The organism is Enterococcus gallinarum (genome assembly GCF_021496385.1).
Lineage (GTDB): Bacteria > Bacillota > Bacilli > Lactobacillales > Enterococcaceae > Enterococcus_D > Enterococcus_D gallinarum.
Genome location: NZ_CP050816.1, coordinates 1,352,628 through 1,375,242 on the forward strand (window position 1 = coordinate 1,352,628; position 22,615 = coordinate 1,375,242).

A 22,615-nucleotide genomic window follows, 5' to 3' on the forward strand; every position below is an offset into this window, starting at 1 on the left:
ACCAATCGTGACTGAATTTTTAAATGTAGGAAAAATTGTCAATACCCACGGAATCCGGGGAGAAGTACGAGTAATCTCGCAAACCGATTTCCCAGAAGAACGCTACCGTAAAGGGCAACGATTAACACTGTTTCGAGAAAATAAAGCACCGCTGGAATTAACCGTCGCTGGTCATCGTAAACACAAGAATTTTGATTTATTGACATTCGAGGGATACCCCACGATCAATGATGTGGAACCTTTGCGAGACGGTATCTTAAAAGTTTCAAAAGACGAATTAAGCGAACTAACAGAAAATGAATATTACTATCATGAAATCATCGGCTTGACCGTCATTGATGAGCAAGCCAGAGAACTAGGAAAAATCAAAGAAATCCTATCTCCCGGTGCCAATGATGTTTGGGTAGTCCAACGCAAAGGCAAAAAAGATGCGTTGATTCCCTACATCGAATCAGTGGTAAAGCAAATTGATTTGGATAAAGGCGAAGTGCATATTGAGATCCCAGAAGGGTTGTTGGATGATGAGGATTGATGTTTTAACCTTATTCCCAAGAATGTTTGACGGCCCAATGGGGGAATCGATCATTGGAAAAGCTCGGGAAAAAGAGCTTCTAGAAATCAATGTCTCAAACTTTCGCGAATTTTCGGACAACAAACACCAAACAGTAGATGACTACCCTTATGGCGGAGGGGCAGGGATGCTGCTGAAAGTTCAGCCGATCTATGATAATTTAAAAGCGATCGAAACTGCCACCCCGCAAACCAAAAAACGTATTATCTTGTTAGACCCTGCCGGTAAGAAATTCGATCAAAAAATGGCCGAATCTTTTTCGCAAGAAGAGCATCTGGTATTTATCTGCGGACATTATGAAGGGTATGATGAACGAATTCGTTCGCTAGTGACGGATGAAGTTTCTCTCGGGGATTATGTTTTGACTGGTGGCGAATTAGGCGCGATGGTGATGATCGATGCGACCGTTCGTTTGCTGCCTGAAGTGCTAGGAAACGAGACGTCTGCGCAGACTGATTCCCACTCCACAGGGTTGCTTGAACACCCGCAGTACACGCGACCAGCAGAATTTCAAGGGATGACGGTCCCACCAGTCTTGATGAACGGCAACCACAAACTGATCGAAGAATGGCGCTTAAAAGAATCCTTGAGACGAACTTATCATCGGCGACCTGATATGTTGGCGGATTATCCCCTAACAGCAGAAATGAAAAAAATGCTACAAGAGATCGACGAAGAAGCTTCGGCAGAGGATGAATCAAAGTAAGAAATCTCAGTATCTAGAATCGCACCTGCAATCAAATGAAACCACCACAACGGATACTAGAAGCACCAGTCTAGTCCGTTGTCTTTTTTATAGAGACAAAATAAATGTCGGGAAAAAAAGCTGGTGACAAGAAATTTGTCTTTACATGAGCTGGAAAGTTATGGTAAGATATTTCAGTGAGTGTAAACTCAACTATTACGATATTCCGCTGGAGCAAATTGCTTTAAGAATGTTTGGGAATAAGGAGAATGATAAAGATGAATCCATTGATTCAAGAATTAACTCAAGAACAATTACGTACTGACATCCCAGCTTTCCGTCCTGGGGACACTGTTCGCGTTCATGCGAAAGTTGTTGAAGGAACGCGCGAACGTATCCAGTTATTTGAAGGTGTTGTTATCAAACGCCGCGGAGCTGGTATTAGCGAAACTTATACCGTTCGTAAAGTATCAAATGGTGTAGGTGTTGAACGTACCTTCCCATTGCACACACCACGTGTTGCACAAATCGAAGTTGTTCGTTACGGTAAAGTACGTCGTGCAAAATTGTACTACTTGCGTGCATTACACGGAAAAGCAGCTCGTATCAAAGAAATTCGTCGTTAATCATTTATTATCAGATGAAGCAAAAGCCCTTGTTTTCAAGGGCTTTTTTCTTTTGGTCAGGAGGGGTCTATCATTTGCTTTAATACCTTATGCGCAAGTAAATAAGGCTGATCATGTAGCTGCATATTTTTTAACAGTATCCCGAAAATTGTCTTTTGTTCTGACTGAGGATTCGATTGAATCCGAAGAAAAGTTTGATTAGAATCTCGAAAAAGTCATGAAAGTCGATAAAAATTATGCTATACCTAAACAAAGATAAAAATTGAAATGAGGGATGAGGATGAAAGTCACTTATTTGGGTACTGCTGCGGCAGAACGTGTTCCAGCCATATTTTGTAATTGTAGGATCTGCCGTCATGCGATGGAGAAAAAAGGCCGGGAGATTCGGACCCAAACGCAAGCGTTGTTGGATGATGGCAAGCTTTTGATCGATTTTCCTGGGGACAGTTACCTGCACCGATTGAGTGGTCGAGTGGATTATAATCGCGTCGAAGCATTATTGCTGACCCACTGGCACTCAGATCATTTTTACGGAGAAGATTTAGCTTATCGAATGTCCGGATATGCCAATGGGATCACGACTCAATTGGCTGTCTATGGCAATGCCTATGTGAAAGGTTTTTATGACCGAGCGTTCCAATTGGAAGGACGTTACGATGAACAACGCCTGACGTATCATCTTTTGGAAGCGTATCAAAAAACATGGATCAATGGCTATGAAGTGTATTCTTTACCGGCACAACATGGTCATTTTGCCGAAGATTGTTTTATCTATGTCATCAAAGATCCAACAGGCAAAACACTTCTCTATGGACACGATACAGGCTACTTGACGGAAGAGATGTTTGCTTTTTTAGAAGCAAATAAGTTTATTTTTGATTGTGTATCAATGGATTGCACGGGGCAGACCAATGCTGACCAGATGGCCAATCATATGAATTGGTCGCAAAATATTCAAATGAAACAGGAGCTGATGGATCGCAAGTTAGCGACTGAAAAGACGATCTTTGTCGCCAATCATTTCTCTCACAATGGAGGGAGAACCTATCAAGAGATGGCAGATCTCTCAGATTCAGAAATGATCATTACCGCATATGACGGGTTGGAGATCCATCTTTAATCCGTCTGACGATTAATTCCTGAATACTGAATGTCAACAACTCATAAGGGAGGCAAACAATAAAAATAGATCATGAAAATAGCGTGTTAAGTGGGAAACGATGTCCAGCGAGATTTAGGTGCTAGAGAAATGAGTAAATAAAGAGGAATGATTTTTCATGAGAAATCAGAAATTTGAATACTATATGCGAGAATTAAACCTGATTAAAAGACAAAACTGGATTGAAAATGACCTATATCATCTAGTTGCGGAAATGATTAAGGCTGGCAAAAATATGTCTAGGCTATCTTTAAGAGATGTAAGCTTGCGAAGTAGGAGTCCAAAAGGTCAGATATTCTATGGCTTATCTTCATTTCCTGATTTTGTCATCTTGGATGAACGGTTTGATAATTCAGATAATCTTGCCGGGGGAAGTGTAAATATAGCGAATAAAAATTTGATTTATGGCTGCGTTGAAGTAAAAAATGTCGATGAGAAGCTATTAGATCTAGAATCAATCGATCTAATATCAGAATTTGAGAAAGCAAAAAAACCAGGAAATGAACTGAATCAAGATTTAGGCCAACTCTTAGGACAAATACTATGGTTTAAAAAAGTTTTGTATACAAATGGCAATATATGGAAATTCTACAAACGAACAAGTCAAGAAACAGATAACTTTCTTACTGACAAATGTATAGAAAAGTTATTTGAGGATCGTATGAAAAATGAGGCCCCTGATTACAAATGGTATGCAGGACTAGATGACGATAATTTAAAGATTGAAAAAGTTTTTGAGTTTGTCTTAGAGAGTGATATAAAAAAAGAAGTATGGGAAGAATTTCTAAATAGCTTATATTCGATTAACTGGGAAGGATAAAGATGCTATTGTGGAAGAATAATCATCTTTTAGAAATGAATCAGGTTGTTTTACTTGCGGCTCAATGGATTGCAGGGGGCAGAAACATGCTGATTCAATGGCCAATCATATCACAATAGTCGAATGAAGCAAGAATGGATGGATCTCAAGTGATTGACTGAAAAAGGGATCTCTGTTGCCAATTACTTCTCACAATGGGTGAACTTATCAGCAAATAACGGATCTATCAGCTTCAGAAATGATTATTACCGCATATGACAGGGGTGGAGAGCTATCTTTGAGCCACTTGGAAATCGTCTAGCACGTATAACGCTATCGTCAGTTTAATAAGCGAGTTGAGGACCTATATTTGATCTCCTCGATTCGCTTTTTTTGATAGTCTGAGATAAACCGCTTGCTGATGAAGGAGTGTAGCTAATAAAAAAAAGATACCAGTTGAAGTGCGAAAAATAAAAAAATAGAAGTTGTTCTTGAATGAAAATAGTTGGAAAATCATTTTTCATTTTCTTTTATGCCTGTTAAAGTCAATGATACCAATCATATTAACAAGACCAAAAATGAAAATACAAAAAAAACTGTTCTTAGTATTGACTCATAAAAAATACCACTACTATACTTGTATTGTGGTTATAACCAGTTAGGAGAGACATCGATGCAAAATACATTTCAATCAAAATCACTTTATTATCAGCTGGTAGAAATATTGAAACAACGAATCGAAAACAGTATGGTCGCTCATGATAAGCTGCCATCAGAAAGAGAGTTGACCAGTTTTTATGGCGTTAGTCGCACGACGGTGCGACTAGCATTGCAAGAACTGGAAAAAATGGGCTACATTTATCGACAACATGGAAAAGGAACCTTTGTTTCGGAATTAAGGACAAATGCGACTGATCTAGCTGGCGCATATAGTTTTACCGAACAAATGCGGGCAATGGGCAAACATCCTGAAACCAAGATATTGGCCTTCAAGAAGATTGAAGCAACCAAGTATTTAGCGGGGCATATGAATGTTCAATTAGGTGAACCTTTGTTTCAGTTAGACCGTTTGCGTTTAGCCGACGATCTGCCAATGATGATCGAGAAATCCTATTTGCCAGTGAAGCTATTTATGACACTATCTCGGGAACTGCTATCGATAAAACCGTTATACGATTTGTTTTCTGAAGATTTCAATCAAATGGTACGATCGGCTGACGAAGAATTTTATGCCAGTATTGCCCAGAAAGAAGATAGTGAGCTGCTAAATATTCCAGAAGGATCACCAGTGCTCCATTTAGTTCGCTCAACCTATAATCTCGAGAACGAAGTGATTGAATTTACATTAAGTGTGGCACGGGCCGATAAGTTTCATTATAAGATCAGGCATCTGCGTTCCACTAACTGAATTGGAGGAAAGAAAATGTTTATGTTGTCAAAAGAAGAACTGCAAAAGCTAGGAGCAGAAAATACTACCCGAGAAATTCGACAACAACCGGAACTGTGGCATGAGACGTTTGACCGTTATCAAGAAATAGTCGCAGATCTAGATCGTTTGTTTACGGATGCGAAACAACATGCTGGAGAGCGACCGATCCGCGTCATTTTTACAGGGGCCGGAACCTCTCAATATGTGGGGGATACACTAATTCCGTTTCTTACTAGTCAAGGAAATACGAACCAGTTCATTTTTCAAAGTATTGGTTCGACCGATATCGTTGCTACGCCAAAAGAATACCTGATTCCTGATGAGACAACGATCTTGGTCTCATTTGCCCGCAGTGGAAATAGTCCAGAAAGTCTAGCCGCAGTTAAGATGGCCAATCAGCTGGTCAACAAGATCTATCATATCGTGATCACCTGTGCACCAGACGGATTATTGGCTACACAAATGCCTACAAAAAAAGAAAATCTAGTTTTACTAATGCCAAACAAAGCCAATGACGCTGGTTTTGCTATGACAAGCAGTTTCAGCTGTATGACGCTGACTGCGCTACTTATTTTTGATCAAGCAAGCAATCAGCAAAAAGAAAGATATGTTCATCAATTAAGTCGACTAGGAGAAGAAGTCATCCAACGAGAATCAGAGATCCAAGGGTATCTGGCATCAGACTTTCATCGCATCATTTACTTAGGTTCGGGAAGCTTAGGCGGATTGACTAGAGAAGCGCAATTAAAAGTTCTCGAGTTAACTGCTGGAAAAATCGCAACCGTTTTTGATACATCTTTAGGATTCAGACATGGTCCCAAATCTTTTGTCAATGAGCAAACATTGGTTTTCCTGTTTGTCAGCAATGACTCATATACGCAGAAATACGATGTAGATATGCTGGACGAAATCAAAAATGACGGTATTGCCCAACGCGTTGTTGGAATTGGTCAAAAGGGTTCATTGTTTAGTGGTGATTCCTTTGAGTTAGCTGCAGATTCGTTACTGCCGGATGGCTATCTTGCTTTAGCAGATATCATGGTAGCCCAAACGATCGCATTACTTTGTTCGGTGAAGGTTGGTAATACACCAGATACACCATCGCCAAGTGGAACAGTCAATCGTGTGGTCAAAGGTGTAACGATTTATCCATATGAAAATTAGGAAAGAGTGTGAAGCATGTTAGAATGGTCCGAAAATAAAAGACAAGCAATGGAACGTTTATCGACGCCGGAAGGCATTATTACCGCCCTGGCGATTGATCAGCGTGGTGCACTGAAGAAAATGATGTCAGCTTTAGGGATGGAAGCGACGAAAGAAACGATTGAGCGGTTTAAAACCCTGATTTCACAAGAATTGACGCCCTATGCCTCAGCCATTTTATTGGATCCAGAATATGGGTTGCCTGCTGCACAAAAACGTGCAGCAGAGAGCGGTCTTTTGCTAGCATATGAGAAAACCGGTTACGATCAAACCGTTCCTGGTCGCTTTCCTGATTTGCTTCCGGATTGTTCAGTTATTCGGTTTAAAGAATCAGGTGCTGATGCGGTGAAATTTTTGCTGTATTACGATTGCGATGAAGAAGAGGAAATCAATTTTCACAAGCAAGTTTTTGTTGAACGAATTGGAAGCGAATGCATGGCTGAAGGACTGCCATTTTATTTAGAGTTATTGTCATATGATGCTAAAAATGTAGATACGAAATCGCTTTCCTATGCCAAAGCAAAGCCGCGCAAAGTGATCGAAATGATGAAAGAATTCTCGAAAACCCAGTATAAAGTAGATGTCTTAAAGGTTGAAGTACCAGTAAACATGTCATTTGTTGAAGGGGGTGCAACAGGGGAGATCGCCTATACACGTCAAGAAGCTGCCGCTTATTTTAAAGAACAAAGCGACGCAACAGATTTGCCATATATCTTCTTAAGTGCTGGGGTCTCAGCGGCATTATTCATGGAAACATTGCGTTTTGCCAAAGATGCTGGGGCACGATTCAACGGTGTACTCTGTGGCAGAGCAACTTGGAAAGATGCAGTCGCTCCTTTTGTTGAAAAAGGAGAAGCGGCAACTTTAGAATGGCTGACAGAACAAGGGACACAAAACATTCGTCAATTGAATGAAGTGATAAGAGAAACTGCCGTTTCGTGGCATGAGAAAGTAGTACAGCCAGTCCAATAGAGCAATTCACCTTGCAAAGCTGACTACTAATGAATGGGAGCAGAACATGGCTACGTTTGAAATAAAAGAAGAGTTTTTAATGAATGGTTCTCCTTTTAAACTACTATCTGGTGCGATTCATTATTTTCGGGTCCATCCGGATGATTGGGAGCACTCTCTTTATAATTTGAAAGCGCTTGGATTTAATACCGTCGAAACCTATGTGCCTTGGAATTTGCACGAACCGCATAAAGGGTTATTTCAGTTTGAAGGCATTCTTGATTTAGAGCGTTTTTTGTCCTTGGCACAAGAGCTTGGTCTGTATGTCATCCTGCGACCTTCTCCATATATATGCGCCGAATGGGAATTCGGCGGGTTACCTGCTTGGCTACTAAAGGAGTCTGGACGATTAAGAGCATGTGATCCGAGCTATTTAGCGCATGTGGCGGAATACTACGATGTATTACTTCCAAAAATCATCCCCTACCAGTTGAGTCATGGAGGGAACATTCTAATGATCCAAGTGGAAAACGAATATGGGTCATATGGTGAAGAAAAAGCTTATTTGAGAGCTATCAAAGAAATGCTGACAAACCGTGGCATTGATATGCCTTTATTTACTTCGGATGGTCCTTGGCAAGCCGCTTTACGAGCTGGCAGCTTGATTGAAGACGATGTATTGGTCACAGGGAATTTTGGTTCCCGGGCAAAAGAAAACTTTGCAGCGATGCAGGATTTTTTTGATCAGCACAACAAAAAATGGCCTTTGATGTGTATGGAATTCTGGGATGGCTGGTTCAATCGCTGGAATGAACCAATTATTCGGAGAGACCCAGATGATCTCGCTGAATCAGTCAAAGAAGCTTTGGAAATCGGTAGTGTCAATTTATATATGTTTCACGGGGGAACCAATTTTGGATTTATGAATGGTTGTTCGGCTAGAGGCGCAGTCGATTTACCGCAGGTCACTTCCTATGACTACGATGCACCATTGGATGAGCAAGGGAATCCGACAACAAAGTATTACGCATTGCAGAAAATGCTAAAAGAACATTTTCCAGAATATGAACAGCACGAACCGCGCAGCAAAACATCTCTATCAATGGAACTTCAACTACAAGATAAAGTCAGTTTGTTTTCTGTTATCGATCAAATCAGTCAGCCGGTCAAGACGGTTTATCCGCAAACGATGGAACAATTGGACCATCCTTATGGCTATTTGTTGTACCGCACGAAGAAACGGCGGGACGCCGAAACAGAAAAGCTCCGGATCATTGATGGAAATGATCGTGCCCAGATTTTCTTGAATGAAACATTCCTTGCAACGCAATATCAAGGAGAAATTGGTGAAGACTTATTGATTAAGCAAGCGGCAGAAGAAAATCAATTGGATATTCTAGTAGAAAATATGGGACGAGTCAACTATGGACATAAGCTGACAGCAGAGACCCAGCGAAAAGGGATTCGTAGAGGTGTGATGGCTGATCTGCACTTTGTGACCAACTGGACTCATTACTGGCTAGACTTCAGTAAGTCACCAGCAATTGATTTTACGCGGGACTGGCATCCAGAACAACCCGGGTTTTATCGTTATTCCTTTGTGCTAGAGGAAAAAAGAGATACTTTTATTGATTTGACAGGATTCGGCAAAGGAGTTGTTCTGGTCAACAATGTCACTGTTGGACGCTTTTGGGAAGTTGGCCCCATTTTATCATTGTACGTACCAAGCGGATTTTTGAATCATGGGGAAAATACAATCATTATTTTTGAAACGGAGGGCTGCTTTGCAAAAAAAGTACATTTGAGAAAAGAACCGGTTTATAAAACGATGGAGGCGAAAAAAGTATGAGTATTATTGGTGTACGTATTGATGGACGATTGATTCATGGACAAGTGGCAAACTTATGGACGACCAAGCTGAATATTAGCCGAATTATGGTTGTGGACGACGATGTAGCAGAAAATCCAATCGAAAAGAGTGGCCTGAAATTAGCAACGCCTGCAGGGGTCAAGTTAAGTATCTTGCCGATTGAGAAAGCAGCTGCCAATATTTTGGCTGGAAGATATGATTCTCAACGGTTGTTGATTGTTGCTAAAAAACCTGACCGTTTGCTCAAACTAGTGGAATTAGGTGTGCCGATCACTGAAATAAATGTTGGAAACATGTCCCAAACAGCTGAAACAAAGTCTATTACCAAGTCAATCAATGTTGTTCCCGCAGATATTGCTGATTTCAAAGAACTTGCTAGCAAAGATGTGAAACTTTTTGCACAAATGGTCCCTAGCGATAAAGCTGAAAACTTTATGAGCCTTTTAGAAAGATAGGAGAATCAATATGGAAATTCATTGGTGGCAAATTTTATTATTATCATTATATGCAGGTTATCAGATTCTAGATGAATTACAGATCTATTCTTCAATGAGTGCGCCCGTTTTTGCTGGTCTTTTTTCAGGGGTAGTGATGGGAGATATCACAACCGGTTTATTGATTGGTGGTAGTATGCAACTGACAGTCCTTGGTGTAGGGACTTTTGGCGGTGCTTCGCGGATCGACGCCAATTCGGGAACGGTTTTGGCCACGGCATTCTCTGTTGCATTAGGAATGGATCCAGAACAGGCAATTGCTGCAATTGCTGTACCGGTAGCTAGTTTGATGATTCAATTAGATATTTTAGCTCGTTTTGCGAATACGTATTTTGCTCATAGAATCGATACCCACGTGGAAAATATGAATTTCAAAGCCATCGAACGAAACTTTTTGTTGGGCGCAGCACCGTGGGCGCTATCACGACTTGTTCCTGTATTTCTCGCGTTGGCTTTCGGTGGCGGATTAGTCGAAAACGTTGTTGGTTATTTGAATGGTGATTTAAAGTGGTTAGGCGATGGATTATCCGTTGCCGGAGCAGTCTTACCAGCTGTAGGTTTTGCAATTTTACTTCGTTATTTACCAGTAAAAAAACATTTTCCTTATCTTATTTTAGGCTTTGTTTTGACAGCATTATTAACAACGGTATTTAGCAATATCCAACTATTGGGCAGCAGTGTAGCAAGTGTTGTAAAAGATTTCAGCGGTACCTTCAACGCATTACCAATGTTGGCAATCGCACTAATTGGTTTCGCACTTGCCGCTATCAGCTACAAAAATGGACAAGCACGTCCAGCAACTAATACCGCACAAAACGAGCAGCATTCGGAAGGAGAGATTGAAGACGATGAAATCTAATGTTAAATTAACGAAAAAAGACTTCCAACAAATCAATCGGCGCAGCCTATTTGGTTTCCAACTAGGATGGAACTATGAACGGATGCAAGGCTCAGGTTACTTGTACACCATTTTGCCGCAACTACGTAAAATCTATGGGGACAACACCCCTGAATTAAAAGAAATGATGAAAACGCATACACAGTTTTTTAATACATCAAATTTCTTCAATACCATTATCACGGGGATTGATCTAGCGATCGAAGAAAAAGAGGGATTTCAGGCAAAAGATACCATTTCAGGGTTGAAAGCCGGGTTGATGGGACCTTTCGCAGCGATCGGTGATTCGATTTTCGCAGCCCTAGTGCCAACGATTTTTGGTGCATTGGCTGCGAATATGGCCATCAATGGAAATCCGATCGGCATCTTTATCTGGATCGCTGCACAAATCGTAGTCATGATCTTTCGTTGGAAACAACTGGAATTTGCTTATAAAGAAGGTATTTCCCTTGTGACAACCATGCAAAGCCGCTTAACAGCATTAACAGATGCAGCGACATTACTGGGTGTTTTTATGGTAGGAGCATTAGTGGCAACAATGGTCAATGTAAAATTTGCTTGGGCACCAAGTATTGGGGAGGTCACATTGAATATGCAAAACAATATTGATATGATTTTGCCGCGGCTCTTACCAGCAGCTATTGTCGGGATTGTCTATTGGATGTTAGGAAAGAAAAACATGACATCAACCAAAGCAATTTTCGTCGTATTGATCGTCAGTGTGGCACTGTCGGCGTTAGGAGTTATTTCGAAGTAGATGGAAAGTAGGTAGGAAGTTGATGGAAAAGCAATTAGTCTTGATTAGTCATGGCCGGTTTTGTGAAGAATTGAAAAAAAGTACAGAAATGATCATGGGGCCTCAGTCAGAGATCCAGACAGTCCCATTATTACCAGAAGAAGGTGCCGATGATTTTCGCCAAAAACTAGCAGCTGTCATCGCTGACAGTCAAAACCCTGTGGTCTTTGCTGATCTGCTAGGAGGAACCCCATGCAATGCGGCTTCTCGGTTAATCATGGAAGGTGCGACATTTGAGCTGTATGCAGGAATGAATATGCCGATGGTGATTGGCTTCCTCAACCGCACATTGACAGGAGATCCATTGGATTATGAACAATTTGGTAAAGAGAATATCCAACATGTCAACACGCTTCTCACTGCAGTAGCAGATTTTGAAGAAGATTAAGCAGAGGCAAAGACATTAGAAGTTGATCAGCAAAGAAAAACCGGCATTAGCTGTACTTCTTAGCTATCACCTATTTGCCTTAACCAAACGACAAAAAGCGCTGAAAAGCCCCAACTCTTTGAACAATTCCCTAAAAAAAGGTATGATAACTAAAAGTATATTTTTGAAGGGACATCAAAGGGATGAAGTACTCAACGAAATACAGCGATGCCATTCATATTCTGGCCTATATTGAAATGTTGAAGGGAACCGATCTATCCAGTGATCGAATTGCTCAAAGTGTCGAGACCAATCCAGCCTATGTCCGCCGAATCATGAGTGATTTGCGAACAGCTGGCTTGATTGAGAGTCAACGGGGAAAAGCTGAACCTAAATTACTAAAAAAACCCGAAGAGATCACTTTGCTAGACATTTATTCAAGTGTTGAAAAGGACCAACGATTGTTGCATATTGACAAAAAAACCAATCCTAATTGTTTGATTGGCGGTAGCATTCAGGAAGTTCTAGATGAGACCTATGAGCGTCTGCAAAAAAAAATTGAGTTAGAGATGCAACAGATCACACTAGCAGATATCATAGATAAACTCAATGTGGCTGCTGAAAAATGAAGAGAGACAGCTCCGTTTCAAAAGCAAATGCTTGACGAAAAGGAGCTTTCTTTTTATAATCAACATGTAACCTTAAAAGTTACATGTGTTTTTCTACATGTATAAGTTTAAAGATGAAAGGAAGAGAACAATGAAAATTGGAATTATTGGTGCAACAGGAAATGCTGGTTCAGCGATTTATCGGGAAGCAAGCGCACGAGGACATGAAGTCGTAGCTATCGTACGCAATGAAGAAAAAGCAAAGGAAATGTTTGGGAATTCTGTCAAAACAATAACCAAAGACGCGTTTGAATTGAAAAGAGGCGAGTTGGAAGGTTTTGATGCTATCATTGATGCGTTTGCTACTAGCCCTGATCAAGCCTATCTACATGTCGACTTAGCAGCCCGTTTGATCCATCTTTTCCGTGGAAAGAAAACTAGATTGTTCTTCATTTTAGGGGCGGGTAGTTTACTGAATGATGCTGGCGACTTGAATGTTAATGACTTGAAAAAAGCACCTGATAGTGAAAGCTGGATCGCGATTCCAGAAAATCAATTAGACGAGTACAATTTCTTATTAACTGTTAAAAATGTTGATTGGGTAGGAATTTCTCCAGGGAACCTTTTCCAAGCTGGGGAAGCTAAACCGGCTATTTTAGGAAAAGATCACTTGCTTCAAAATGATGCCGGACAATCTGTCACATCTAGCGGAACATTGGCAAAAGCTATTTTGGATGAGTTAGAAGTCCCTCAATATCAACAAACAAGATTTACAGTTATTGATGCCTGATTTTTTTGACGATCGGGATGGTCTTGAGGAGCAAAGGAGCGGAAAGAACAGTAATGTTTTCATAATGTTTCTTCCAAGAAAACAGGAAAGAAACCATTTTAGAAGAAAGAGTTTTCGAAATTCAAGAATTCTACCAAGACAAAACTCTGCGATTTGCTTATAATCAATAGCAGAGGTGATGGATATGGAGAAAAAAGAAGCATACGAGCTGATGCTCCTTCAGTTAAAAGGATTGTTAGAAGCGGAGAGTAACTGGTTAGCGAATCTGGCTAATTCTTCCGCATTGCTGAATGAAACGTTACCAGATACGGTCTTTGCCGGCTATTATCTGTTTCAAGAAGGCGAATTGATTCTAGGTCCTTTCCAAGGCCGCGTGTCTTGTACCCGCATCCAGTTAGGAAAAGGGGTCTGCGGGGAGTCCGCTGCTGAGAAAAAGACTATGATCGTCGATAATGTCAAAGAACATGAGAACTACATATCTTGTGACTCGGCAGCAATGTCAGAAATCGTTGTGCCAATGCTGGACAATGACCAACTGATCGGAGTATTAGATATCGATAGTTCGAAAACAAGTAGTTATGACGAGATCGATCAACTTTTCTTAGAAAAATTTGCCGCTTCGCTAGTAGCTGCACGGCGTAATTGATAAAACGAGCAGCGAATCGTGTTCGCTGGTACAAAAGAAATACCCAAACGATAGAAAGCGCAACTTTAGTTCCTGAAGTTGCTGAATTGCCGGCTTGTTTCTGAGGCAACTTCTATTCGTTTGGTTTTTTTGTCTGTACTGTTTTTTTGTGCGAATCAATGCGTATTGCTTTTAATTATTAAAAAACGATGATATTATGATAACATAATTAGAAAAATTAAATTTGAAGGTGGAAATTATGAATTGTGATAACATTGTTTTAGGAAAAGCGTATGAATGTAAACCGGTAGGTATGCAAAGGAGGATCATCGGTGAGGTAATCCGCAAAATGGAAAATTGTGTGGTGATGAGTGTCGTAAGATATGATGGCATTGATCATGACGAAATCGAGGAACGATGTGGAAGAGTCGTTGCTCGGTATAATGAAATCTATGGACCAGCTTTAGTCGAATGTTTTTTTAGTTAAAAAAAGACAGAAGCTTATTGTTTAAAAACAGGAAAATAATGAGCTAAACAATTAAAAATAACAATTTAATCAATAATATTTACGATGTTAGCCAAATTTTTTCAGCAAAGAGTATCCTTTGCTGTCTGGGACAGTAACTTTCAAGGGCAGAATACTTGCCTAATAGTTACGGCTCCTATTTTCTGCTATCATCGTTTTTTGTATGCTGCGATAGACTGCCAGGCGGCCAATAAATTTCAATAAAGACTTAATGATGGTACAATAAATTAAAATCGTACGCCTGGAGGAGAATGTTATGAGAGCTGAATTAGTGATCTTAGAAGAAGAGGAGTTACTGTTTAAGCTTCCCAATGAACAAGGTTTATTACAAATTGCAGATCATGATCGTGTGACACAGCTTGATAATACTGTGTTTTTTCTTGTTAAGAATCATGCGGTAACAGCTATTACAACGGATACATTGCTGGACTTGACTCAGCCCCATGATCGAATCATTAGTATTACTCCTAGCTGGGAAATCCAGGCACCTTACCTTGCACATTATTATCAGGAGAAGTATGGTTTGTTGAAGAAAAAAAGTGAAGCGGTCCCAGGTGAGCAAAGTGAGATCATTGCAACTTGCGCAAAAAATTTTGACTTATTGTTAGATAAACTTGGCTATTACCAAAATACCACTTCCCTTGATCCAGTGAAAAAAACAAAAGCAAGGCATCAATGGAAAAAAGAATTGCAGGATCGACCTTTCTATATTGACTATCAAGGAAGTCAGGCAACTGTTTATTGGCAAAAGCGCAATGAAATGCGAATCGAAAAAGGGGCAAAATTAGCCGAAGAAATTCCATATAATAAAGACGGTTCCTTGGGATTTTCTGCTCGCTTAGGAGAAAAAATCCGCCAAGATCATCAAGCAGCGATTAAGGATTATTGCACGATAGAAGAAGTTATTTTAAAAAGTGTCAATGAGGTTGGTCTGTTTCTTTACTACGGAGGGACCAATGGTTGGTTGCAGTTAAAAGACCCATCCGGGCAGACACTCCACGAACTAACCGTGGTGGGCTGACACGACAAATACGCGATACGCAGTCGAAGGACAACGCTTGTCAGATGAAATGGATTCTCATCGGCAAGCGCTGCCCTTCTTTTTTAGCTGAACTTTCTTGAAATAAGTTTCAACTCAGTTCTTGCTGGAAGATACAATTGAGTCGTCGAATAAGGAATAATCTTGTCCACTCTTGTTTATTACTACGGAAGGTTTTCCGTTTCCTTCTTTTTCTGCACGATAAGCTTCACGGTGTTTTTGCAAGTGTTCGGGCCGCTTTAGCCAGGCTTGGAAATGTTTCTTTTCTTGCCATTTTGAGACGAGTTGAAAATCGACTGATGCTTTTTTTTCGTTGATCCAACATTCAGATTGGAGACAGCCTTCAAACGTTTTCATCGAGGCGATATCTTTGCGGATCTTTTCTGAAAATGTTTCTTTTGCTTCTGCTAAAACTTCAAATGTCACAGTTTTGATATACATGACCAACACTCCTTTTTGTGGTAAATGCACGATTTGACTTTGCATCATCATTTTTCAATTAGTATAGCTGTAATTGAGAATGATTGTCAATTAGGTCGGTTTTTTTCTTGGAAAATACTTGCCTAGTGAAAAAAGATGTTTCTTTCCTACCTAAGAACAGCTAGGAAAGAACTCTCCATAGGACCTTTCTCTAGGTATCTTTGAAGATTCTTTCAAGTAAGGGAATTTGACAGAAAGATTCGAATCACGGTAAACTTCACTTAACAAAACAGAATTTTTAGAATTATCTGAAAAATAGGAGGCGTCAAGAATGACAACCAAAGCAAGAGTTATCGGATCACTCATCGTTTGTAGTTTTTTTCTAGCAGCCTGTCAACAGCCGTCATCGAAAACCACAGATTCAAGCAAGTCAGCAAATGCCAATCAGCCAATGCTGAATGTTCAGTTTTCTGCTGAAATGGGGAGCGCCGATTTGTCGTTAGCAACCGATTCTTACAGTTTTATTACCTTGAACAATGCCTATGAAGGACTTTATCGCCTCGATGAAAACAATGAACCCGTGATTGCCGGTGCGAGTGAAGACGCAATGGTCAGTGAAGATGGGGTGGTGTACACGATCAAATTACGAGAAGATGCCAAATGGTCCAATGGGGAACCTGTCACAGCAGAGGATTATGTCTTTAGCTGGCAACGAACGGTTGATCCTGCTACCGCCTCCAACTATGCCTACATGCTAGCACCAGTCAAAAATGCTGCAGCTATTTCCGATGGAACGAAGGATAAAAGTGAACTAGGGATCGAAGCTGTCACGAGTCATGAATTGAAGATTACATTGGAAAAAGCAACGCCTTATTTTAAATCTTTACTCGCTTTTCCTACTTTTTTCCCGCAGAGTGAAGCGGTTGTTCAAGAACATGGGGATCAATATGCCTTAACAAGTGCGAATGCAGTCTACAATGGTCCTTTCACATTGGAGGATTATGATGGTCCAGGTACAGATATTCAATGGACACTCAAGAAAAATCCTGAGTATTGGGATGCAGAGTCAGTGAAGTTATCCGGAGTTCAGTTTGATGTCGTCAAAGAATCTTCAACTAGCTATAATTTGTATGAAAGCGGGCAAGCAGATGACATCACATTGAGTGGGGAACTGGCGATGCAAAATGTAAATCACAAGGATTATGTTGTTCAACCGAGCGCGACGACCCAGTATTTAGAAATGAATCAAGCAGCGGAGGACTCACCGTTTCGGAATGAAAAGTTGCGGCAAGCGATTTCCTATAGCCTTAATCGTCAGCAAATCGTTGATCAGATTTTAGGTAATGGGTCACTTCCAGCTGTTGGATTTGTTCCTTCTGATCTAGCCTTTAATCCTGAAACGAAAACAGATTTTGTTAAAGATGCAGGGACTTCGCTGCCTTATGATGAAGAACAAGCCAAGAAATTGTGGGAGCAAGCAAAATCCGAACTAGGAAAAGATACCCTCACCTTTGAATTACTCACCTCAGATACCGATCAATCAAAGAAATTAGCCGAATACATTCAAGGAACGCTTCAACAGACCCTTGAAGGATTGACTGTAGAAGTGACCAATGTTCCTTTTTCTGTGCGATTAGATCGTTCCAACAGCGGAGATTTCGAAATGGTCATGAACAATTGGATCGGTGATTATGCAGATCCGATCAATTTCTTGGAACTTTTCAAAAAAGATAGTTCATACAATCGCGGAAAATGGTTGGATGATACCTATGATAACTTGATTTCAGAAGCATCCGATGCATATGCCAACGATCCTCAAGCACGTTGGCAAAATATGGTGGAAGCTGAGCAGATTTTGAATGAAAAATTGGGTGTGATTCCATTATTTCAAAGCGCAGAGGCTCATTTACGTTCCCCAAAAATCAAAGGCTTAGTGGTCCATAGTGTCGGTGCAGCCTATGACTACAAGAATGTTTCCCTAGAGTAAAGAAACAAGCAGTAAGTTAGAAGAGATGGATCTTTCATCTTTCCCCAGATTGCACAAGCAAAAATGATCAATAAATCAGCAAAGGAGAACCTAGTGAAAAAAGCAGTCCAAGCAGTTATGACTTTTTTATGGAAACAGCCGCAGCAAAATGCAGTTTTAACAAAAATCAATGCGCAACCTTTAGAAGCAGTCCATTCGTTTTTATCAGCAGCAGATGCAATGACTCTCTATGAAGAGGACTTGGTTGATTCAGAGATTCTTTATGGGACCGTTGTCGAAGTCGTTCAAGAAAAAGAAGAATGGGCAGAAATCATTGTCTTAGACCAAGCAAGTAATAAAAATCCCCGAGGCTACCCAGGGTATGTTCCTAGCAACGTATTGACTGTCATAGACGAGAAATATGGATTGGGGAAAAATCAGAAGGTAGCGGTAATCAAACCAACTGCTGTCCTGCAATTCAAAGATCATCAAAGAATCCTTTCTTTCGGGACACTGCTGGATTGGCTTTTTGAGGACGCTGAGTGGTATCATGTGATGACACCTGAAGGACCAGCTGAAATTTCTAAAACACAAGCCCAACGAATCGATCAAGGAAACTCAACAACTCCCCGACAATTGATCGAGATGGCAGAACAATTTCTGGATTTGCCTTATGTATGGGCAGGGATCAGCAGCAGTGGCTTTGACTGCTCAGGGTTTATGTATAGTTTGCATCGGGTCAATGGTATTTTGATTCCTCGGGATACCATTGAACAAGCGCAAGCGGGTGTGCAGCGATCCTATGAACAGGCGCAGCCAGGTGATCTATTGTTGTTCGCATATGAAGAGGGAAAAGGAAAAGTCCATCACGTCGGTCTTTATTTAGGTGCAGACGAGATGATCCACTCACAGACCCCAGGCTCCAAAGTCATGAAAACAAAGATCACTGGTTCTGCTTATGAGCCGGAATTGGCAGTTGTCACTCGGTATATCGACTAGAAACAGCCGCAATAAGAAAGAATGAGGTAGAAATCGCAAGTGATAGAAACAAAAAAATAGCAGTAACCGAGGAAAGCCCACCATTTTTGCAGAATGCAGCAAGAAATGGCGGGCTTTTTGACCGATCAAAAAAAGAGATCAGTTATTAGCGACAATAAAGTCACCCATATCGTATCGATGCCGGGATTGTGAAAATTCAAAAGGTATCCCATTTTCTAAGTAAACCGTTTGCTCGACTTCTAAAATGGGGTCATTGGGGGAACAAATCAAATGCTGCTGGTCATAGATATCTGGACGGTCGGCTTTGATCCTTCGAATCGATGTGCCAATCGGTAAGTGCAATGTATTGGAAATGTATTCATAAACGGAAGCTTTGAGAACCTCTTCGGTGATGCCGGGAATCACTGCGATTGGCATAATGGTATATTCCAGCGCGACCGGGACGTCATCCAATAATCGCAAACGAACAATATCATAGATTCGATCTTCTTTACCAAGTCTCAATTTTGATTGTTCTTGCTCATCAGCCAAAAGCGTATCAAAGGAAATGATTCTGCTTGTGAGTTTGCCAGTCTTTCCTAAGCGCTTGGTTAATCCGCGGTTCACTCGGGCGTTATAATCGAAGGTAGAATAGGCTTCACTGACAAAAGTGCCAGTGCCTTTTTTGGCATAGATGATTCCCTCTACTTGCAACAAATTCAACGCCTTTTGAATGGTTACTCGGCTAGTTTTATACGTAATGGCTAATTCAGTTTGTTTAGGCAGCTTCTGATTCTTCTCATACTTTCCATGACTGATTTGTGTACGAATATCTGCTGCAATATCATGATAGTAAGCCAAATCATTTCCTCCTTTTTTGAAGCATAATCGATTTTGCTGAGTATGTAAACCTCGACGTTTACATACTCAGCTTTTTGCTTCTTTCGACGATTTACAGAATGAAAAAAATCCAGTAAATTGAGATTGTAATCGGTTGCATTTGGTTTGTTTATTTTGGTTAATCATAGAGGAGCTAGGAGGAGTAAAAATGGAAGGGTTTATGGATCGATTGGCAAATGGCTTAGGTAAAGTTGCTACGAGAATCAATAGTTGGCGGTACATCATGGTAATTAAGAACGCTTTTGCCGCTTTGATACCAGTCATTATCACAGGTGCCTTTGGGACCTTATTTTCAGCAATGGTTTTTGATTCGGAGAACGGCTTAGCAAAAATTGATGCGCTCAGCTTTTTAGAAAATCTAAAGCCGATCTCTTCGGCAGTCAGTTATGTAACACTTAGTTTTCTAACGATTTATGCTGTTTTTTTAATTGGGATCGAACTGGCAAAACTGAACAAAATCGATGGTGTTTTCCCTGGGATCATTGCAGTGATGTCTTACTTATCGGTCAATCCGATGGTTTTTGAATTCTTACATGAAGATGCTACTGTTATTGCCGAGAATGTTTTAGCGAAACAATATACAGATACGAAAGGTTTATTCTTGGGCATGTTCGTGGCAATCCTATCAATTGAACTTTATGCCTGGCTTTGCCGCCAAAAAAGATTGCAAATCAAGATGCCGGAAAGTGTTCCTGCCAATGTCTCAGCAAGTTTCTCGGCGCTTTTCCCTACAATATTAACAGTAACGATCATTGCGACAGTTGGCTTTGCTATCAAAGCCATCACAGGAATGTATGCTTACGATATCATTTATAATATTGTGCAAAAACCATTAGAAGGGATAGTACAAGGTCTGCCTGGTATCTTGTTGTTGATGTTTATTGCACAAGTTTTCTGGGTCATTGGTATCCACGGCAATCAGATGGTCAAACCAATTCGTGAACCATTACTGCTAGCGGCTATCGCCGTGAATACAGAAGCCTTTGAGGCAGGAAAAGAAGTGCCTAACATCATTACGATGCCATTCTGGGATATGTATATGAGTATGGGAGGATCAGGTGTCACCATTGGCTTGCTGATTGCTATCTTGATTGCAGGCAAGCGTGAAGATATGCGTCAAATCACGAAGCTGTCCTTAGCACCAGGCATTTTCAATATCAATGAACCTGTTATTTTCGGTATGCCGATCATGCTGAACCCGATCTTGGCGATTCCATTTATTCTGACCCCGATTATTACCGGCACGGTGGGTTATATTGCTACATCCATCGGTTTTGCAGCAAAAGCGGTTGTGATGGTACCGTGGCCAATGCCGCCAATCGTCAATGCCTACTTAGCTACAGCAGGAGACATCGGTGCAGTGGTCACACAAATCATCTGTATTTTATTATCGATCATTATTTATTTGCCATTCGTTATCGTAATGAATCGTTCAACGAACGAAGTGGCATAAAAAGGAGAGGCTTATGTTAATTGAAATACCAGAAACATTTATCTTAGGGGCCGCTTCTTCTGCTTGGCAGACAGAAGGCTGGCAAGGAAAAAAAGCGGGTCAGGATTCTTTCTTGGATCAATGGTATCAACAAGAGCGTTTTGTCTGGCATGAAGGCTATGGACCGGCCGTTGCAACGAACTTCATGGAACAGTATGGTGAAGACATTGAGCTGATGAAAGAGATACATCTGACACATTATCGCACATCCATCAATTGGGCACGCTTTTTTACCGACTATGAGAAGTTGATCGTCGATGAAGAATATGCAGCCCATATCGATGCGGTGATCAATGCATTGATTGCTGCAGGAGTAGAACCCATGTTGTGTCTGGAACACTATGAATTGCCTGCTTACTTATTAGACACGTATGATGGCTGGAGTTCTCGGTATGTTGTCGAATTGTATAGCAAGTATGCAGCAATCGCCTTTGAACGTTATGGTGATCGGGTCAAGCACTGGTTCACTTTCAATGAACCTATCGTGATCCAGACCCGTTGCTATCTTGATGCGATTCGCTGGCCCCATGAACAAAATACGAAGAAATGGATGCAATGGAATTATCATAAAACATTAGCTTCTGCATTAGCGATAAAAACATATCATGAAAAAGGCTATCAAGGCAGAATCGGCTGCGTATTGAATCCTGAAATGGTGTATGCTCGTTCTTCTTCGAAAGAAGATCAGCAAGCGAAAAAAATGTACGATCTTTTCTTCAACCGAGTCTTTTTTGATCCGATGATTAAAGGCATTTATCCCGAAGAACTGATTGCATTATGTAAAGAGCATAATATTTATTTTGATCCTGCAAAAGAAGACTTAGAAGTGATCCAACAACATACGGTTGATTTTTTAGGAATCAATCAATACTATCCAAAGCGTGTGCGGGCACCTTATTATCAGTGGAATGCTGAAACACCGTTTCATCCGGAGCGATTCTATGAGAACTTTGATCTTCCTGGCAAACAAATGAATCGTTCTAGAGGGTGGGAAATCTATCCGAAAGTCATGTATGACATGGCAAACTACCTCAAAGAAAATTACGGCAACATTCCTTGGCTGATCACAGAAAATGGCATGGGTCGGGAGAATGAAGAGGCGTTCATGGATGAGAATGGTCAGGTAGTAGATGACTATCGGATCCAATTCATTTCCCAACATCTTTATTGGCTTTTAAAAGCAGTGGAAGAAGGGGCGAATTGCGAGGGTTATATGCTCTGGGCTTTTACCGACTGTATCTCACCGATGAATGCCTTTAAAAACCGCTATGGGCTGGTGCGGATCGAAAGAAATGCTGCCCGTACCCGTTCTTTGAAAAAATCAGCCTATTGGTATCGAGAATTAATTGATGAACGTCGCTTGTCCTATGAGGAATTGCCGCTTATTCTTTAAACTAAGTACATTAAGATTAGAGAAGCTGTG

24 protein-coding genes are annotated in these 22,615 nt (G+C 40.7%); 22 read left to right on the forward strand and 2 right to left on the reverse strand.

The window, feature by feature from the left end; translation table 11 throughout:
- Nucleotides 1–7 precede the first annotated feature (7 nt).
- The 18 genes from rimM (at nucleotide 8) to HED61_RS06585 (ending at nucleotide 15,418) form a co-directional block, all read left to right on the forward strand.
- The gene (gene rimM, locus HED61_RS06500; RefSeq protein WP_003127690.1) at nucleotides 8–532 is read left to right on the forward strand and encodes a ribosome maturation factor RimM; all 525 of its coding nucleotides are present in this window, start codon (nucleotides 8–10) and stop codon (nucleotides 530–532) included.
- Nucleotides 522–1,277 (forward strand): tRNA (guanosine(37)-N1)-methyltransferase TrmD, encoded by a 756-nt coding sequence (trmD, locus tag HED61_RS06505; protein WP_003127691.1) that lies wholly within the window; start codon nucleotides 522–524, stop codon nucleotides 1,275–1,277. The genes rimM and trmD overlap by 11 nt, the downstream gene beginning before the upstream one ends.
- Nucleotides 1,278–1,534: 257 nt before the next feature.
- Nucleotides 1,535–1,882: a 50S ribosomal protein L19 gene (gene rplS, locus HED61_RS06510; RefSeq protein WP_002357176.1), complete on the forward strand. Its 348-nt coding sequence runs from the start codon at nucleotides 1,535–1,537 to the stop codon at nucleotides 1,880–1,882.
- 280 nt (nucleotides 1,883–2,162) lie between these two features.
- A complete protein-coding gene (locus HED61_RS06515) occupies nucleotides 2,163–3,002 on the forward strand; it encodes an MBL fold metallo-hydrolase (protein WP_138371670.1) in 840 nt (279 codons plus the stop codon).
- 157 nt (nucleotides 3,003–3,159) lie between these two features.
- Nucleotides 3,160–3,861 carry a hypothetical protein gene (locus tag HED61_RS06520; RefSeq protein ID WP_081131259.1) on the forward strand — a complete coding sequence of 234 codons (702 nt, stop codon included), beginning with the start codon at nucleotides 3,160–3,162 and terminating at the stop codon, nucleotides 3,859–3,861.
- A 652-nt stretch (nucleotides 3,862–4,513) separates the two neighbouring features.
- Nucleotides 4,514–5,248 carry a GntR family transcriptional regulator gene (locus HED61_RS06525; RefSeq protein ID WP_060814969.1) on the forward strand — a complete coding sequence of 245 codons (735 nt, stop codon included), beginning with the start codon at nucleotides 4,514–4,516 and terminating at the stop codon, nucleotides 5,246–5,248.
- A gap of 15 nt (nucleotides 5,249–5,263) precedes the next feature.
- Nucleotides 5,264–6,433: an SIS domain-containing protein gene (locus HED61_RS06530; protein WP_138371671.1), complete on the forward strand. Its 1,170-nt coding sequence runs from the start codon at nucleotides 5,264–5,266 to the stop codon at nucleotides 6,431–6,433.
- 15 nt (nucleotides 6,434–6,448) lie between these two features.
- A complete protein-coding gene (gene lacD, locus HED61_RS06535; RefSeq protein ID WP_005471951.1) occupies nucleotides 6,449–7,444 on the forward strand; it encodes a tagatose-bisphosphate aldolase in 996 nt (331 codons plus the stop codon).
- 46 nt (nucleotides 7,445–7,490) lie between these two features.
- On the forward strand, nucleotides 7,491–9,272 hold the full coding sequence (locus HED61_RS06540) for a glycoside hydrolase family 35 protein (RefSeq protein WP_219645617.1): 1,782 nt from the start codon (nucleotides 7,491–7,493) through the stop codon (nucleotides 9,270–9,272).
- The gene (locus HED61_RS06545) at nucleotides 9,269–9,748 is read left to right on the forward strand and encodes a PTS system mannose/fructose/N-acetylgalactosamine-transporter subunit IIB (RefSeq protein ID WP_156248137.1); all 480 of its coding nucleotides are present in this window, start codon (nucleotides 9,269–9,271) and stop codon (nucleotides 9,746–9,748) included. Before HED61_RS06540 ends, HED61_RS06545 begins: the two co-directional genes overlap by 4 nt.
- Before the next feature lie 10 nt (nucleotides 9,749–9,758).
- Nucleotides 9,759–10,646 carry a PTS mannose/fructose/sorbose/N-acetylgalactosamine transporter subunit IIC gene (locus HED61_RS06550; protein ID WP_219645616.1) on the forward strand — a complete coding sequence of 296 codons (888 nt, stop codon included), beginning with the start codon at nucleotides 9,759–9,761 and terminating at the stop codon, nucleotides 10,644–10,646.
- Nucleotides 10,636–11,442, forward strand: a complete 807-nt coding sequence (locus tag HED61_RS06555; protein ID WP_003127721.1) for a PTS system mannose/fructose/sorbose family transporter subunit IID — start codon at nucleotides 10,636–10,638, stop codon at nucleotides 11,440–11,442. The genes HED61_RS06550 and HED61_RS06555 overlap by 11 nt, the downstream gene beginning before the upstream one ends.
- 22 nt (nucleotides 11,443–11,464) lie before the next feature.
- Entirely contained in the window at nucleotides 11,465–11,869 is a 405-nt protein-coding gene (locus HED61_RS06560) for a PTS sugar transporter subunit IIA (protein ID WP_003127723.1), read from the forward strand.
- A gap of 182 nt (nucleotides 11,870–12,051) precedes the next feature.
- Complete coding sequence (locus HED61_RS06565; protein WP_003127725.1) at nucleotides 12,052–12,477, forward strand: Rrf2 family transcriptional regulator; 426 nt, start codon at nucleotides 12,052–12,054, stop codon at nucleotides 12,475–12,477.
- Between the two features lie 130 nt (nucleotides 12,478–12,607).
- The gene (locus tag HED61_RS06570; protein ID WP_003127726.1) at nucleotides 12,608–13,246 is read left to right on the forward strand and encodes an NAD(P)H-binding protein; all 639 of its coding nucleotides are present in this window, start codon (nucleotides 12,608–12,610) and stop codon (nucleotides 13,244–13,246) included.
- Between the two features lie 184 nt (nucleotides 13,247–13,430).
- Nucleotides 13,431–13,892, forward strand: a complete 462-nt coding sequence (locus HED61_RS06575) for a GAF domain-containing protein (protein ID WP_005471961.1) — start codon at nucleotides 13,431–13,433, stop codon at nucleotides 13,890–13,892.
- A gap of 238 nt (nucleotides 13,893–14,130) precedes the next feature.
- Nucleotides 14,131–14,358: a hypothetical protein gene (locus HED61_RS06580; protein WP_021149510.1), complete on the forward strand. Its 228-nt coding sequence runs from the start codon at nucleotides 14,131–14,133 to the stop codon at nucleotides 14,356–14,358.
- A gap of 295 nt (nucleotides 14,359–14,653) precedes the next feature.
- Nucleotides 14,654–15,418, forward strand: a complete 765-nt coding sequence (locus HED61_RS06585; RefSeq protein WP_219645615.1) for a hypothetical protein — start codon at nucleotides 14,654–14,656, stop codon at nucleotides 15,416–15,418.
- Between the two features lie 114 nt (nucleotides 15,419–15,532).
- Here the strand turns inward: HED61_RS06585 and HED61_RS06590 are convergent, their stop codons facing one another.
- Complete coding sequence (locus HED61_RS06590) at nucleotides 15,533–15,877, reverse strand: antibiotic biosynthesis monooxygenase family protein (RefSeq protein WP_005471964.1); 345 nt, start codon at nucleotides 15,875–15,877, stop codon at nucleotides 15,533–15,535.
- Nucleotides 15,878–16,187: 310 nt separating this feature from the next.
- On the opposite strand from HED61_RS06590, the gene HED61_RS06595 reads away from it, so the two are divergent.
- Both HED61_RS06595 and HED61_RS06600 read left to right on the forward strand, forming a co-directional pair.
- On the forward strand, nucleotides 16,188–17,843 hold the full coding sequence (locus HED61_RS06595; RefSeq protein WP_208775172.1) for a peptide ABC transporter substrate-binding protein: 1,656 nt from the start codon (nucleotides 16,188–16,190) through the stop codon (nucleotides 17,841–17,843).
- A 93-nt stretch (nucleotides 17,844–17,936) separates the two neighbouring features.
- Entirely contained in the window at nucleotides 17,937–18,821 is an 885-nt protein-coding gene (locus HED61_RS06600; RefSeq protein WP_219645614.1) for a C40 family peptidase, read from the forward strand.
- Between the two features lie 138 nt (nucleotides 18,822–18,959).
- On the opposite strand, the gene HED61_RS06605 is transcribed toward HED61_RS06600, so the two are convergent.
- Complete coding sequence (locus tag HED61_RS06605; RefSeq protein ID WP_219645613.1) at nucleotides 18,960–19,661, reverse strand: GntR family transcriptional regulator; 702 nt, start codon at nucleotides 19,659–19,661, stop codon at nucleotides 18,960–18,962.
- A gap of 187 nt (nucleotides 19,662–19,848) precedes the next feature.
- Between HED61_RS06605 and HED61_RS06610 the strand changes: the two genes are divergently transcribed.
- Both HED61_RS06610 and HED61_RS06615 read left to right on the forward strand, forming a co-directional pair.
- A complete protein-coding gene (locus tag HED61_RS06610) occupies nucleotides 19,849–21,153 on the forward strand; it encodes a PTS sugar transporter subunit IIC (protein ID WP_003127739.1) in 1,305 nt (434 codons plus the stop codon).
- Between the two features lie 13 nt (nucleotides 21,154–21,166).
- Nucleotides 21,167–22,585 (forward strand): glycoside hydrolase family 1 protein, encoded by a 1,419-nt coding sequence (locus tag HED61_RS06615; RefSeq protein WP_081131268.1) that lies wholly within the window; start codon nucleotides 21,167–21,169, stop codon nucleotides 22,583–22,585.
- The last annotated feature ends 30 nt before the right edge of the window (nucleotides 22,586–22,615 follow it).